Consider the following 15,874-nt stretch of genomic DNA (forward strand, 5'->3'; position numbering starts at 1 on the left):
CCCCTCGACGTGTGCTCCGGCGGGCAGGACCACGGGGAGAGGCGGGCCGCGGACGTGCCGTCGCGCCCTACGCTAGGGCGCCGCCGGAGAGGGGAGCGGATTTCTTTCAGTGGCCGAAAAGAACCCGGCCCGCCGGGGGCGCGCCCGCTACACCCGGCGGATGAGGGTGATGCCTTCCCGGACGGTGAGAACCACCTGTTCGACCCTCGGGTCGTCGCGCACCTTCTCGTTGAAGGCGCGCAGCGCGACGGTGTCCTCGTTCTGGTCGAGCGGGTTGGCCACCCCGCCGAACTGGAGCACGTTGTCCGCCGCGATCACCCCCCGCTCCGAAAGCAGCGGCAGCACCCGGTCGTAGTAGGCGCTGTAGCCGGTCTTGTCGGCGTCGAGGAAGACGAGGTCGAACGGGCCCGCCAGGGAAGCGAGTTGATCGAGGGCCGGGCCCTCGCGCACCTCCACGCGGTCCGCCCAGGGGGAGGCGCCGATGTGGCGGCGGGCGATCTCGGCGTGCACCGGATCGATCTCACACGTCACCAGGCTCCCCTCCGGCGGGAGCTGGGCCGCCATCGACAGGGCCGAGTAGCCGGTGAACGTGCCGATCTCCAGGACCCGGCGCGGACGCAGCATGTACACCAGCATCGCCAGGAAGCGGCCCTCCATCGGCCCCACCATCATCTGCGGCACGTCGCAGACCTTGCGGGTCTCCTCGGCCAGCGCGGTCAGCCAGGGTGGTTCGCCGGTGGAGTACGCCTCGGCGTACGCGTCGACCTTGGGCCGGACGATCATGGGCTCTCCCTGTCGGCGGTGGTCAACAGCCAGGTGGCGAGGGCCTCTTCCTGGCCGCGGAGGTAGAAGTGGTCCCCCTCGAAGAGGCGGAAGGCGAAGGAGCCCTCGCTCACCTCGGCCCAGGCCCGCGCCTCGGCCTCGGTGACCTCGGGGTCCTTGTCGCCCAGGCAGGCGGCGACGGCGCAGCTCACCGTGGTGTCGGGCCGCGGCCGGTAGCGCTCGACGAGCCGGTAGTCGGCGCGCAGCGTCGGCAGCACGACCTTGCGGACCTGTGCGTTGCCCAGGAGCGCGGGCGGGGTCGCACCGAGCCGCGACAGCTCGTACCACAGCGCCGCGTCGTCGAGGTGCTTGTCGCCGGGCTTGTGGAAGCGGGGCGCCGGCCGGCCGGAGACGCCGAGCAGGGAGGGGCCGACGCCGTGCCGGGCCTCCAGGCGCGCCGCCGTCTCATGGGCGACGGCCGCGCCCATGCTGTGCCCGAAGAACAGCACCTCGCGGTCGAAGGCCGGCAGCAGCGCCTCGGTGACGCGGGCCACCAGATGGTCCATGTCGTCGATGTGCGGATCGTCGAGCCGGTCCTCGCGGCCGGGGTACTGGACGATGAGCGGCTCCACCCACGGCGGCATGCGTTTGGCGAGCGGCCGGTAGAAGCTGGCGGAGCCGCCCCCGTGCGGAAAGAGCACAAGGCGCCGGCGTGCTCCCGGCCGGGGCCAGTAGCAGCGGAACCAGGTGCGGTAGCGGGCGTTCGCGTCCGGTGGCCTGTTCACGGGCCGCTCCCCGGGTCGCTGGGCCCCGCGTCGACCGAGGCGGCGGACAGCACCTCGGGCGGGCTGCCCCGGTGCAGCCGTACGGGCCCGAACCGGTCGGTCGCCTCGGCGGTGAGCCGGCACAGGGCCAGGTGGTACTGGCCGTCCCCGGCGGGGTCCTCGCGGGCCGCGACGGCTGCCCGCAGTGCCCCGAGCGCGCGTGCGGCGGCCTGCGGCCACAGCTCGCCCAGGATGCCCCGGTGGTCCGGCGCGGTGGCGGGGCCCAGGGGTTCGGTGCTGGGCAAGGCGAAATGGGGTGCGGCCGAGCCGGCGAGCCCGGCGGTGGTGCGGATGTCCTGCGGCATGTAGGGCCGGGGGCTCCACAGCAGCGGGCCATGGGTGTTGGCGAGCGTGAGGTGGCCGCCCTCGGTGTGCAGGGTGATCCGGTGGAAGAGATGGATGTGGTTGTCCGGGTCGCCCGGATCCATGTCGTTCTGGAGCCGCAGGGTGAGCGGCACCCCACCCACCACCCCGTCCAGGCTCCGGTACACGGGCGGCCCGTCCGTCAACTGCTGTGCCTCTGGCGGCAGTTGGGCCGGTGAGCCGAGGGCGTGCGGACGGACCCCGCCCAGGGCGCGGCCGATGATGTCGAAGGTGGTGTACAGCACCTGGAAGGAGCAGACGGCGTCGATGTGCAGCGCCCGCTGGCGGGCCAGCAGCCGCCGTGCGGTGGCGATGAACCGGCGCACCGGCTCCACATGCGGATAGTGGGTGTTCAGCCGGTACACCACCCGGTGGGCGCGGGCGGCCCGCAGACAGTCCGCCAACTCCTCCTTGTGCAGGGGGTGTTCCTGGAGCACATGGTGCCCCCGCGCCATCAGCTCCTGGGCGATGCGGGCGCCCGGGCCGCCGTTGATCCCGGAGCCGACCACCACGGCGCACGCCTCCACGTCCTTGGGGACGGCGTCCACGTCGGTGTAGAGCGGCACCCCGTAGTGCTCGGCGACCCGGCGCGAGCGCTCGCTTCCCCGGGCCAGCACCCCCGCCGGTTCGTAGGGGGAGTCGGGGCGGGCGGCCCCGGCCAGGTAGATCCGGCCGAACTTGGTTCCGCACACCACCAGGCGGGGGCGCCGTCCGGGTACGGTCACAGCTCGCCCTCCTCGGTGTCACCGGCTTCGGCGAGCGGGACCCGGTAGGTCGCGAGGAGGGACACCTCGTCCAGCTTGGCCACCCGCTCCACCACCAGGGACGGATCGAGCGCCTCGGCGGCGTAGTGCACGCCGGGCGCCACCGAGCCCTCAAGGAGGGCGCTCGCCGCGAGGGCCGCGACCAGACCGGTGAGCCGGTAGGTGTCGCCCGCCCGCAGGACGAGACTGCGGGTCGCCTCCGCCCCCTGGTGACGACCCGTCAGCTCCAGGGCGAAGAGCTGGTAGGGGGCGCGGCCGAACAGGTCGAGTGCCGCCGCGTCGATGAGTTCACGTGCCGCCGGCATCAGATCGCTCTGCCCAGCCATGGCGCCCTGCAACCTGCTGAGCGTCTTGAGCATGTGGGAGCCGCCGTCGAACACGTTGTACCAGTCCACCGTGGACAGACCGAGGTCCCGGGCGAGCCGCTCGATCTCGTAACTCAGATAGGGATACGCGCTGACGGTCCCGGGGAAGAACGGCAGCCGCACATCGGCCAGCGGGGTGAGCGCGCGCAGCACCCGTGACCCGTCCCGCCACGCCGACTGCGCCTCGCCGTAGCCGCCGCCGAGGCTGAGGAGGTAGTCGGCCGCGCCCGCCGGGGTGAGGCGGTCCATGGTGCCCGCGTACGCGGTGAGCCGGCTCGGCTCGCTCAGATCCTGGGTGGCGAGCCAGCGGGGCAGCAGTCCGGTGAGGCCCGGCATCATGCCGGCCGTGAGCAGCGCGGTGCGGCCGCCGGCCGCGAGGTGCTGCTCGGACAGGGCCCGGTGGACGGGCTCGTCACCACCGGCGTCCACATAGTCGGCGCCCGCCGCGAGCGCGACGCGGGCCACCGTGTCCAGGACGAGGTAGGAGGGGCCCGCGCAGTTGACGACGATGCGGCTGTCCCGGCAGAACGCGTCGAGCGAGGCGGGATCGGTGGTGTCCGCCCGCGCGGACTCCACCGGCCCCGGGCGTCCGGTCGCCATGAGGTCGGCCGCCTGCCGCGCGGCGCGCTCCGGGTCCCGGCCGCCGATGCGCAGCACCGCCGAGGGGTGGGCCGAGGCCAGGTCCTGGGCCACGACGCGGCCGACCGCGCCATAGCCTCCCAGAACCGCGATGATCGGAGCGTTCACGCGTGATTCTCCTTCTCCGTACGGGCGTCGGCGAGCAGGGCCGCGATACGGGCGGCTCGGTCCGGTGCCAGACAGCCGAAGTGGGTGCCGGGGGCGTCGAGCCGGCGGACCTCGCCGAGGCAGCCGTCGCTCCACCACGCCGTCATGTCCGCGCGCAGCGTCGGCCAGAGGGCGATCTCCTCGGTGTGCACGACCAGGGTGAGATCACCCGTGTACGGCTCCGGTCGGTGCCCGGCGGCCGCGTCCGCGAGGGCGCGGCCCGCCGCGATGCGCGGGCGCAGCGTGTCGGGGTCGGTGGCGAGCGCGGCGGCGAGCAGCTCGGTGCGCTCCTGTGCGGGCCGCGCCGCGTAGCGGGCGAACGCGTCGGCGAACTCCCGGTGCGCGCCGCCCAGTTGAGACGGGGCTCCCTGGGGCACGCGGCCCGGCGTGGCCGCCAGCAGATGGGCGAGGGCCGGGCCGACGAGGGTGTCGTCCGGCATCCCGAGCGTCACCGGGTCGAGCCCGGCGCCGACGGCGAAGAGGTACTCGGCGAACGCGTCGTCCTCGACGACGGCGGGCAGCGGATAGCTGCTGATCACCGTGAGGTCCACCTCGGCGCCGCCCTCCGCGAGCAGCCGGGCCGTCTCGGCGGCGAGCACCCCGCCCACATGGGCCCCCACGAGCCGGAAGCGGCTGTGCCCGGTCGCCCGCAGGGTGCGGGCCCGGTCGTGGGCGACGCGCTCGATGAGCACGGACGGCGAAACTTCGGTGTAGTCGGTGAGCGGGTGGTTGGCCGAGAGGTCGAGCAGCGGGCCCGACTCCTCCAGCGGGGCGCACAGCGCGGCATACCGCTCGGCCGTGCCGAAGCCCTCGGAGCAGGTCGCCCACACCCACTCGTCGTCCCCGCCGCCGAGGAGGGCGCCGGGTGCGGGTGCCGCGCCCTGCCGGCCGGACAGCGGTTCGCCCTCGATCCCCCCGGTGGAGAGCAGGGCGGCCAGACGGGCGACGGAGGCGCCGTTGAGGACCTCGCGCAGCAGCTCGTCGAAGAAGGTGTGCTTGGCCTCGGCCACCTCCTCGCGCAGCACCCCGACGACCTGGGCGGCGAGCAGCGAGTCGCCTCCGGCCTCGTAGAACGTCTCGTCGCGGCCGACCGTGCCGGTGCCCAGCACCGTGCACCAGGCGGCCCGGACGCGCTGTTCCAGGTCGCTCAGCGGAACCAGGTCGCCACCGGGGGCGCGCTGTTCGACGGCGCCCCGGGGCAGCAGCCAGGACGCCAGGGCGCGCCGGTCCGTCTTGCCGTTGTCGGTGAGCGGCAGCGCGTCCACGAGCTGGAGGTGGGCCGGGACCATCTCCTCGGGCAGGCGCTCGGCCACGTGGTCCAGGACGTCGGCGGCGTTCGCCGCGACGCGGTCCCGCTTGAACCGGACGGCGAAGACGTGCATGCCGATGGTGGACAGCGGGTCGTCGGTCCCGGGCAGGCACACCACCGTCTCGCCGTCCGCGCCCTCGATCAGCTCCAGCCACTGGTCGCGGGTGACGAAGGTCTGGTCGGCGCCCTTGCGCACGTCCTCGAAGTCACCCGCGGTGGCGTCGAAGAGGAACTCCATCGACGTCAGGATCTGGTAGTTGTCGCGGGTCGTCTCGATGAAGATGAGCCAGCCGCCCGGCGCGAGCATCTCCCGCATCCGGCCCAGGACCACCGAGGCGTTCCGCGAGTAGTGCATGACGTTGCCGCACAGGATCACGTCGAGCGAGTTGGGCTCGATGCCCTGCGGGCGGTACTCCTCGTTCATGTCGAAGAGCTGGTAGTTCACCCAGGGGAAGTCGGCGAAACGCTCGGCCGCCTTGTTCAGGAAGAACTGCGACACGTCGGTGAACAGATACGAGCAGTCGCTGCCCGCCAGCCGGGGCACCGCCTCGACGCTCACGCCGCCCACGCCCGCGCCCACTTCGAGCAGGCGCAGGGTGCCGTGCGGGGCGTGCTCCTGGGCGATCCGCTGGACCACGGAGGTGGCGACGCGGTTGAGGTAGGAGTTGAGGAACCCCTCCGTATACGCGGCCTCCTGGATCTCCAACCTGCCCTCGGGGAACAGGAGTTGGACCGGGTCCTGCTCGTCGCGCAGCAGCTGCGGCAGATGGGCGGTGGCGGTGCGGAAGTAGCTCAGGAGCTCCGAGCCGTCCTGGGCGGTGGGCAGCGCTCCGTCGACGCGCTGCCACGCCTCGTCGACGGCGCCGGGCTCGGCCCGGCGCAGCGCGCGGTAGTGCCCGTCCTCGGGTGAGCGCGCCACATAGCCCTCGCGCTCCAGGGCGGCGAGCCAGCGGCGCACCAGCCGGTGGTGTTTGGGCGCGACACGCGCCGAGCCGAGGATCGTGTCGAGCGAGTGCCGCTCGCGGTCCGTGGCGAACAGGCCGCTGTTCTGGAGCACGTCCATCATCGCGAGCAGCGCCGCCTCGTCCAGGCGCCGGGCGAAGCCGACGACCTGTTCGGCGTCGACCCCGGCCCTGACCTCCTCGCCGTCGGCGGTCACCGCCGCGACCAGAGCGCCGTCCCGTTCGGCGCCGCCGGCCGGGGTGCGGGCGGTCTCGGCGAACGCCATCAGGCGCCGCTCCCACGGCCGTTCGCCGTCGACGAGCACCACGCAGTCGGCGACGGCGGGGTGGCTGCGCAGAGCCGCCTCGACCTCCGCCGTCTCGATGCGATGGCCCCGGATCTTGACCTGGCGGTCGTCCCGGCCGAGGAACTCGATCTCCCCGTCGGGCAGACGGCGGCCCAGGTCGCCGGTGCGGTAGAGGCGCTCCCCGGTGCGCGGGTGGGTGAGGAAGCGTTCGGCGGTCCTCTCCTCGTCGCCCAGGTAACCGAGGGCGAGCCCGGCACCCGCGATGTACAGCTCGCCCGCCACCAGGTCCGGGCAGGGCTCCATCGCCGCGTCCAGGACGTGGAAGCGCTGGTTGGTGAGCGGCCGTCCGTACGGGATGGAGGGCAGTCCGGGTGTCACCTCGCCGATGGGGTGCAGGATCGACCAGATCGACGCCTCCGTCGCCCCGCCAAGCGACACGACGGTCAGGCCCGGCACCTTGGCGCGGATGGAGTCGGGCAGCGACACCGGTATCCAGTCGCCGGACAGCAGGGCCAGGCGCAGCGAGGGCAGCGGCAGCGGCTCGGTGGTGAGGTACTCGTTGACCATGTGCAGCTGAGCCGGTACGGAGTTCCACAGGGTGACCCCGTGCCGGGCGACGAGGTCGGCCCAGTGCGAGGGGTCGGCGCGCCGGTCGGGGTCGGGCAGGACCAGGGCGCCGCCCGCGGCCAGGACGCCGAACACGTCGTAGACCGACAGGTCGAACCCGAGGTTGGCCAGGGCCAGGACCCGGTCGTCCGGGCCGACCGAGAACCGCTCGTTGATGTCGTCGATCGTGTTCACCGCGCCGCGGTGGCTGATCATGACGCCCTTGGGGCTGCCGGTCGAGCCCGAGGTGTAGATGACGTACGCGAGATCGTCCGGGTCGCGCAGCCGCGCCACCGGGGCCACCGGTGCCTCAGGCAGCGCCCCCACCTCGATGGCGGTGACGCCCTCGGGCAGCGCGGTGCGCTCCGAACGCACCAGCGCGCAGCCGATCTTGGCGTCCCGGAGCATCCGCTCGCGGCGCGCCTCGGGCTGATGGGTGTCGATCGGGACGTAGACGGCCCCCGCGAGCAGGACGCCGAGGACGGCCACCACTTGTTCCCAGCTCTTGTCCATCACCACGGCCACCGGATCGCCCGGCCCGTACCCCGCGTCCTTGAGGGCGGCGGCCACCGCGTGGGCGCGGGCGGCGACCTCGCCATGGCTGAGCACGGTGTCCCCGCAGATCACGGCGGGGCTCTCGGGGGCGCGGGCGGCGGCCGCGAAGGCGCCCTCGTGCAGCAGCGCGTCGGGCAGCGGGCCCTCGGTGGCGTTGGCGGCGGCGCGTCGCGCCAGCTGCTCGGGGGGCAGCTCGGTCGGCACCGCGAGGTCCCACACGGCGGGGTCGCTTGCCATGCGCTCGACCAGGGCGCGGAAGGAGGCGAACATGGCGTCCACCACGCCGTCCGCGAGCACACCCTCGCGCACGTCCCAGTTGAGCGAGAGCCCGTCGCGGTCCTCCATGACCTGGCAGTCGATCCACACCTGCGGGGTCTGGCTGATGCCGTGCACCAGACGGCCCTCGGTGTCCTCGGCCGGGGCGGACGCGGCGTCCCCGAGGCCGATCGCACTGGTGAAGACGACCGGCATCAGGGCGGCCTCCTGCCCGCGCCTGCGGGCGAGCTCGCGCATCACCTCGACGCCGGTGAACAGCCGGTGGTCGAGGTCCTCGAAGAGCCGCCCCAGCAGTCGCGTGCCCCGCTCGGCGAAGGTGTCGCCCGCCGAGCGGTCGACCTCCAGGAGCTCGACGGAGGTGAAGTCGCCCACCAGAGAGCCGACTTGGGGGTGCAGCGGGAGCCGGTTGAGCAGCGTGAGGTCGAGGGTGAAACGCCGGCGGTTCGACCACCGGCCGATGACCTCGGCGTACGCGGCGAGCACCGCGCCCGACGGGGTCAGGCCACGGGCGGTCGCCGTGTCGCGCAGCGCCCGCCAGCGCGGCCGGGACAGCGCCATGCGACGGCGCGTGAAGCGGGCCGGGCCCTCGGCGGCCGGGGCCTCGCGCATCGGGAACGCCGGGGCGGGCGGCAGCTCGTCCACGCGGTCCAGCCAATAGGCGCGGTCGCGCTCGTAGCGGCTGCTCCCGCGCAGACCGCGCTCGGCCAGCAGATAGTCCCGGAAGGTGACCGGCAGCTCGGGCAGGGTGGCGGCCGGGTCCGCGTACAGGGTGCGCAGTTCGTCGAGGAGCAGATTGATCGACACATAGTCGGCGATCAGGAAGTCCAGCGAGACATGCAGCAGGGCGTGGTCGGCGAACAGGGTGGCCCGCAGGTCGAACAGCGGCCACACGCCCGCCGGCCTGATCTGGTGGTCCATCTCGGCCCGCTGCGCGGCCAGTGCCTCGGCGGCCCGCGCCGGGGTGGCGGAGGCGACATCGGTGACCTCGATGCGGTACGGGGCGACCGCCGCCAGCACCCGCTGGGAGCCCTCCTCGTCGACGACGGCCCGCAGCATGTCGTGCCGCTCGACCAGAAGCTGCCAGGCCTTCTCCATCCGGGCCGGGTCCAGCGTGGTGAAACGCAGCTCCCCGTAGGCGTGGCAGGCGACGCCCCCGTAGGCGAACAGGTCCTTGCGGCCCAGCAGATAGGCCGTCTGGACGTCGGTGAGCGGGAACGGGGTGTGGCGGTCCTCGGGGTGGTGCACGACCGTCGTGCGCGAGCGCTCCTCGCGCAGGTGGGCGAGCACCTGCTCCTTGTGGGCGCGCAGGGTCTCGCGGTGTTCGCCGGTCAGCGCGCCCTGCGGGGCGCGGAAGCGCAGCCGTCCCGACTCCTCCCACAACTCGACCCCGGCGGCCTCCAGTTCGGCCAAGAGCCCGGCGATGTTCATAGGGTTCCCTCTTCCATGGCGGTCGGGGCGGTCGTGTCGCATTGCTCCTGGACGAGCGCGGCGAGCGCGCTCACGGTGGGCGCGGCAAAGAACTGACGCAGCGTCAGCCGAAGTCCGGTGGCGCGGTGGAGCTCCTCGGTGGCCCGGGTCGCGGTGAGGCTGTCCCCGCCGAGCAGGAAGAAGCTCTCGCCGCGGCCGACCCGTTCGGTCTCCAGAACCGCGCCGAAGACGGCGGCGACCACCTGCTCCCACTCTCCCCGGGGCGGCTCGTCGAGGTCCGGCCCGGCTCCCGCGCCGGCGGCGAGTTCGCCGAGTGCGGCACGGTCCACCTTGCCGTTGGCGGTGAGCGGCAGCCGCTCCACGGCCTCGATGCGGTCCGGGACCATGTAGGCCGGCAGCCGCTCGGCGAGCTGATCGCGCAGCACGTCGGCGTCGGGGGCGATCGCGGTCCTCGACACGACGAAGGCGACGATGTGGTGGCGCGGGCGCACCCCGGCCGTCAGCGCGACCGCGCGGGCCACACCGGGGAGCGAGCCGAGCGCCGCCTCGATCTCACCCAGCTCGATGCGATGCCCACCCACCTTGACCTGGTGGTCCTCGCGGCCCAGGAATTCGAGCACCGCGCCCGGCCGGTAGCGGCCGAGGTCCCCGGTGCGGTACCAGCGCTCCCCGCCGTGCATGACGAACCGCTCGGCGGTGCGCGCCGCGTCCCCCCGGTAGCCGGCGGCCACTCCGGCGCCGCCGATCCACAGCTCGCCGGGCACCCAGTCGGGACGGTCCCGCCCGAGCGCGTCGGCCACGCGGTAGCGCTGGCCCCGCAGCGGAGTGCCGTACGGGATGGACGGCCAGCCGGGCAGCAGGTGCTCCACCACGTGGAAGTTGGACCAGATCGCGGCTTCGGTGGCGCCGCCGAGCGCGACCAGCCGGCAGCCCGGCGCCCGCTCGGCGAGCCGGCCCGGCAGATCGAGGCCGACCCAGTCGCCGGAGACCAGCGCCAGGCGCAGACTGTCGAGCGGGGGCCCGTCGGCGCCGGCCACCAGCAGCATGTCGAGCAGCGCGGGCACCGTGTTCCACAGCGTCACCCCATGGGCGCGGACGGAACCCAGCCAGGCGTGCGGCTCGCGCCGGTCCTCCTCGGCGACCAGAACGAGGGCGCCGCCCGCCGACAGCGGCCCGAAGACGTCGTAGACGGACAGGTCGAAGTCGAGGGCGGAGAGCGCCAGAACCCGGTCGTCGGGGCCCACGGCGAACCGTTCGCCGATGTCCTCGACGGTGTTGGCGGCGGCCCGGTGCGTGATCTCGACCCCCTTGGGCTCACCCGTGGAACCCGAGGTGAAGATGGTGTACGCGAGCTCCTCGTCGGACACCTCGACGGGCCGCTCCAGCGGCTCGGCACCGAACGCGTCCGCCACATCGACCCGTTGGACCTCGCGCGGCCAGTCGCCGCCCGTGCCGGATGTCAGGGCCACCGTGGCTCCGGCCCCGGCGAGGATGCGGGCCCGGCGGGCGGCCGGCTGGTCCACGCCCACCGGCACATAGGCGGCCCCGGCGGCCAGCACGCCGAGCACCGCGGCGATCTGGTCGGGGCCCTTGGGCACCACCACGGCGACCAGGTCCGACGGCCGCACTCCGGCGGCCCGCAGCGCCCCGGCGACGGCCAGCGCCCGGCTCGCCAGGGACGCGTAGTCCAGCCGCCCCGACTCGCCCCACAGCAGGGCGGCACGCTCCGGTTCGCTGCACGCCCGCTCGAAGAACGCCCCGTGCAGAAGGCCGCCCTTCGTCACGCTTCCGGTCGCGTTGGCGGCGGCACGGGCCTCGCGCTGCGCGGCCGGCAGCGGCACGGCGACCTCGGCCGCCCAGTCCGCCCCGGCGAGGGTGTGCAGCAGACCCTCGTACGCGGCGAACATGTCGGCCACGACCCCGTCGGGGAAGAGCTCCTCCACCACGTCCCAGTTGATGGCGAGACCCCGGCCGCGCTCGACGACCTGGCAGTCGAGCCAGACCTGGGGCGTCTGGGACAGGCCGTGGACCTGCTCCCCGAACGGCATGGTGAGATCGGCGAGCCGGTCGGAGACGCCGAGGGTGCTGGTGAAGACGACCGGCATCGGGGAGTCCATCACCCCGTCGCGCAGGGCGAGTTCACGCAGCACCCAGAGCGCGGAGACCGAACTGTGCTGGAGGCCCTCCCAGATCTGCTCCTGGAAGCGGCGGACGCCCGACGCCCAGCCCTCACCCGCGCGCGGCCGGTGCCCGACCAGGAGCAGCGAGGTGAAGTCGCCGACGATGTCGTTGATGTCGGGGTGCACCTCCCGCCGGTCGAAGAGCGTCAGGTTCAGGGTGACGCCGGGATGCGTGCTCCACGCGGCGAGCACGTCGGCGAAGGCCGTGGCGAGCAGCGCGGACGGGGTGAGGCCGACGTCCCGGCCGCGCGCGGTCAGCCCCGACCAGGTGGCGGCGTCCAGCAGGAACTCGCGCCGGGCGAACCGGGGCGAGGTCACGTGCGCGGGGTCGACGGCCAGCGGCAGCGCGGGCGCGGGCGGCAGCTCCTCCAACCGGGCCCGCCAGTACGCCCGGTCCGCCACGAGATCGTCCTCGGCCGGGCCGGCCTGAAGGACATAGTCCCGGAACGAGACGCCCAGCGGCGGGAGTTGGGTGTCCGGGGCGCGGTAGAGGGTGGCCAGCTCCCAGAACAGGGTCATGATGCTCAGGGCGTCGAGCACGATGTAGTCGAAGCCGAAGGCGATCCTGGCGCGGCCGGAGCCGTAGCGGGTCGCGGCGATGTCGAACAGCGGCCAGCGGCCGACGTCGAAGACCCGGTGGTCCATGGCGGCGCGCTGCCCGTCCAGGGCCTCCTGTTCGTGGCCCGGGGCCGCGTCGGTGACGGTGAGGCGGAAGCGGGGCACACGCGGCAGGATCTTCTGGTTGCCGTCGTCGTCGAAGACGGCCCGCATCATCTCGTGCCGCTCGACGAGCCGGTTCCAGACGTCCTCAAGCAGCGCGAGGTCCACGTCCTGGCCGTCGAACTCCCAGTACCAGTACGATCCGACGCCGCCCAGCGTGAAGTCCGAGCCGCGCCCCAGCCAGTACGCGCGCTGCACATCGGTGGCGGGGAACGGCTCGCCGCGCCGCTGCGGGTCCGCGACGACCGTGGGCAGCGTGGTCGGGCGGCCCGGGGTGAGCCCGGCGGCGAAGTCCCGCAGAGTCGGCGCGGTGAACAGCCTCCCGAGGTCGGCGCCGTGCAGGCCCTCGGCCCTGAGCCGGTTGAGGAGCCGGGTGGCGAGCAGGCTGTCCCCGCCCAGCGCGAAGAAGTCGTCGGTGCGCCCGACCCGCTCGGCGCCGAGCAACTCCTCCCACAGGGCCGCGACGGCCCTCTCCACGGGCCCCTGCGCAGGTGTGTGCGCGGCGCCCGCCCGGGGGGCCGCGGACAGCAGCTCCGTCAGCGCGGCCCGGTCGACCTTGCCGTTGGCGTTCAGGGGCAGGGCCGCCAGGGCGGTCAGCCGGTCGGGGATCATGGGGGCGGGCAGGAGAGCCGCCAGATGGTCGCGCAGCGCCTCGGCCCACGGCCCCTCGCTCTCCTGCCCGGCCGTGTCCGTACCGGGTTCGAGGTCCTCCGCGCCGGTGCGGAGCACCACCGCGGCGGCGAGCCGGCGCGGCTCGTCCCCGACGGGCACCACGGCGGCAGCCGTCACCCCGGGGTGCGCCACGAGGGCGGCCTCGATCTCGCCGGGTTCGATGCGGTGGCCCCGGATCTTCACCTGGAAGTCGGACCGGCCCAGGAACTCGACGGTGCCGTCCGGCCAGTAGCGGGCCAGATCGCCGGTGCGGTACCAGCGCGTGCCCTGGTACGTCACGAACCGGTCGGCGGTGCGCTCCGGGTCGCCCCGGTATCCCCGCGCCACCGACGCCCCGCCGATCCACAGCTCACCGGGCACCCAGTCGGGCCGGTCCCGGCCCTGGGGATCGACCACCCGGCACCGCTGGTTGGCGAGCGGTACCCCATAGGGCACGCAACTCCCTTGTTCCTGCTGCCCGTTGACCTCGTACACGGTGGAGTGGATCGCGGTCTCCGTGGTGCCGCCGAGCCCGGCGAAGCGCAACCCGGGGAAGACGTCCGCCGCCGCTTCGGCCAGCGCGAAGGGCACCCGGTCGCCGCCCAGCATCGCCAGGCGCAGCGAGGGCGCGCCGCCCTCCGCCCGGGCCGCCTCCAGGAGCATTGCGAACAGGGTGGGCACACAGTTGACGACGGTGACCTCGTGCTCCCGCACCAGCGCGAGCCAGGCGTGCGCGTCGCGCCGCTCGGCCTCGGTCACACAGACCACCGCGCCACCCGCCGACAGGGGTCCGAAGATGTCGTAGACGGACAGGTCGAAGTCGAGCGCGGACACGGCCAGCGTCCGGTCGCGCGGCCCGACCGCGAAGTGCTCGCCGAGCGCGGCGACGGTGTTGCGGGCCGCCCGGTGCGAGACCACGACGCCCTTGGGAAGGCCGGTGGAGCCCGAGGTGTAGATCAGATAGGCGGGCTCGTCGGTGGCGGGGACGGCGGGCGCGGCGAGCGGGTGCGCCGAGCGGGACTCGGTGAGCATGGCGGCGGTGACCTGGAAGCGGGCGCCGCTGGAGGCCCGGATGCGTGCCACGCGCTCGGCGGGCTGGTTCACCCCGACGGGCACATGGACGCCGCCCGCCGCGAGCACCCCGAGGGTGGCGACGATCTGGTCGGGCCCCTTGGGCAGGGTGACCAGGACCGTATCGCCCGGGGTGAGACCCCGCTCGCGCAGCCGCCCCGCCAGCCGCAGGGCCCGCTCGGCGACCTCGCCGTAGCCCAGCCGGCCGCCGCGCCACAGCAGCGCGGGACGCCCGGGATCGGTGGCGGCCGTCGCGAAGAACGCGCTGTGCAGCGGCGCGTCGGCGAGGGGGCGGGTGGTCGCGTTCACGCGCTCGCGTACCTGGAGCCGGCGTGCGGGGAGCAGCTCCGGCAGCGGGCCGTCCCAGTCGGCGCCGGGCGCGGTCAGCCGGGACACCAGGGTGCGAAAGGCCCCGAACATGTCCTCCACGGCGCCCTCGGGGAAGAGCGCGTCCACCGACTCCCAGTTCAGCCGGATCCCGTCGGCCTCCTCGACGACCTGAAGGTCCATCCACACCTGCGGGGTCTGCGAACTCATCCAGGCGGGCTCGCCCAGGACGCCCCGGACGTCGGGGCCGAACAGCTCGCCCATGCTGAGCGCGCTGGTGAAGACGACCGGCGCGAGCGCCGCGCCCCGCCGGGTCCGGGCCAGATCGCGCAGCACCTCGGTGCCGGGGTAGTCGCCGTGCGCGGCGGCCTCCCGGAATCCGGCCTGCACCTGACGGGCCCGCTCGGCGAAGGAGTTCCCCTGCCGGGCCTCGACGGTCAACAGCAGCAGACCGGTGAAGTCGCCCACCAGATACGGCACTTCGGGGTGGACCGGCGCGCGGTCGAAGAGCGGAAGGTTGAGCAGGAAGCGCTCCTCGGCGCTCCACAGGGACAGCACATCGGCGTAACAGGCCGCGAGCGCCATGGAGGCGCTGACGCCATGGGCGCGCGCCAGGGCCAGGAGCCGGCCCCGCTCGGCCGCGCCGAGCAGATGGCTGCGCCTCGTCGTGCGCGGTGCGCGGACCCGCTCCGGGGCGGTGGTCAGCGGCAGTTGGGGCCCCGATGGCAGCGTGGCGAGATGCTCCGTCCAGTAGGCGCGATCCCGCTCACGCCCCTCGGCGGGGTGCGCGGTGCGCTCGGCGAGGTAGCGGCGGTAGCTGTAGGCGGGCGGCGCGGGACGCTCGTCCGGGCGGTCGTAGTGGCGTGCCAGGTCGGCGACGACGATGCGGAAGCTCATCGCGTCGCACACCAGCATGTCGATGTCCACGTGGAGCCGGCCCGTGCCGCCGGGGAGCAGGGTGAGCCGTACGTCGAGCACCTGCCCGCGCGCGGCGTCCATCCGCTGATGCGACAACCGCTCGCGCAGCCGCGCCAGTTCGGCCTCCGCCTCCGCGGCGGGCCGGGAGCGCAGATCGTGTACGGCGGCGAGTCCGCTGGGTGTCTCGCCGATGCGCTGGGTGCCGTCGTCGAGGAAGCGGGCCCGCAGCATGGCGTGCCGGCCGGTCAGGGCGCGCAGCGCCGCGTCCAGGCGCCCGGGATCCAGGGCCGGACCGTCGAACTCGAAGTAGAAGTGGCTGCCGCTGCCCAGCGGCTGCCCTTCGGAGCGGCCGATCCAGTACGCGTACTGCATGGGCGCCAGCGGGAAGGGATCCGTCTCGGCGGTGTCCGCGTCTCCGGTGCCGTACGGGTCCTGCCCCAACGCCCCGCCGTCCGGAGCCACTTCGAACCCCCGGCCGCCCGGGTCCTGCGGCCCTGAGCCCTCCCCTCCGCCCTCCCGTCCGCTCGCCAGCGCCCACCAGTCGCGCAGCCGGGGCCGCTCGATGAGCTCGCCGAACGTGACGGCGACGCCGTCCCTGCGCCAGAGCCCGGCGAGCCGCATGACACCCATCGAGTCCAGGCCCCGGGCCACCAGGTCGTCGTCGTCCAGGACGGACGCGACGGGCTCCTCCAGCAGGTCCGCGACGGCCCTGCGCATGTC

At 74.1% G+C, this 15,874-nt stretch carries 6 protein-coding genes; all 6 read right to left on the minus strand.

The window, feature by feature from the left end:
• Nucleotides 1-147: 147 nt before the first annotated feature.
• Genes N4G70_RS08265 through N4G70_RS08290 form a run of 6 tightly spaced genes read right to left on the minus strand, consistent with a single transcriptional unit; the run spans nucleotide 148 to nucleotide 15,871 of the window.
• Nucleotides 148-783 carry an O-methyltransferase gene (locus tag N4G70_RS08265; RefSeq protein ID WP_261711819.1) on the minus strand — a complete coding sequence of 212 codons (636 nt, stop codon included), beginning with the start codon at nucleotides 781-783 and terminating at the stop codon, nucleotides 148-150.
• Nucleotides 780-1,547, minus strand: a complete 768-nt coding sequence (locus N4G70_RS08270) for a thioesterase II family protein (RefSeq protein WP_261711820.1) — start codon at nucleotides 1,545-1,547, stop codon at nucleotides 780-782. The genes N4G70_RS08265 and N4G70_RS08270 overlap by 4 nt, the downstream gene beginning before the upstream one ends.
• Nucleotides 1,544-2,674 (minus strand): Gfo/Idh/MocA family oxidoreductase, encoded by a 1,131-nt coding sequence (locus tag N4G70_RS08275; protein ID WP_261711821.1) that lies wholly within the window; start codon nucleotides 2,672-2,674, stop codon nucleotides 1,544-1,546. The genes N4G70_RS08270 and N4G70_RS08275 overlap by 4 nt, the downstream gene beginning before the upstream one ends.
• Nucleotides 2,671-3,825, minus strand: coding sequence for a saccharopine dehydrogenase NADP-binding domain-containing protein (locus tag N4G70_RS08280; RefSeq protein ID WP_261711822.1), 1,155 nt, complete (start codon nucleotides 3,823-3,825; stop codon nucleotides 2,671-2,673). The genes N4G70_RS08275 and N4G70_RS08280 overlap by 4 nt, the downstream gene beginning before the upstream one ends.
• Nucleotides 3,822-9,287, minus strand: a complete 5,466-nt coding sequence (locus tag N4G70_RS08285; protein ID WP_261711824.1) for a non-ribosomal peptide synthetase — start codon at nucleotides 9,285-9,287, stop codon at nucleotides 3,822-3,824. The genes N4G70_RS08280 and N4G70_RS08285 overlap by 4 nt, the downstream gene beginning before the upstream one ends.
• Nucleotides 9,284-15,871: a non-ribosomal peptide synthetase gene (locus N4G70_RS08290; protein ID WP_261711825.1), complete on the minus strand. Its 6,588-nt coding sequence runs from the start codon at nucleotides 15,869-15,871 to the stop codon at nucleotides 9,284-9,286. The genes N4G70_RS08285 and N4G70_RS08290 overlap by 4 nt, the downstream gene beginning before the upstream one ends.
• Nucleotides 15,872-15,874 lie beyond the last annotated feature (3 nt).

Source organism: Streptomyces sp. ASQP_92, from assembly GCF_025399895.1.
Taxonomy (GTDB): domain Bacteria; phylum Actinomycetota; class Actinomycetes; order Streptomycetales; family Streptomycetaceae; genus Streptomyces.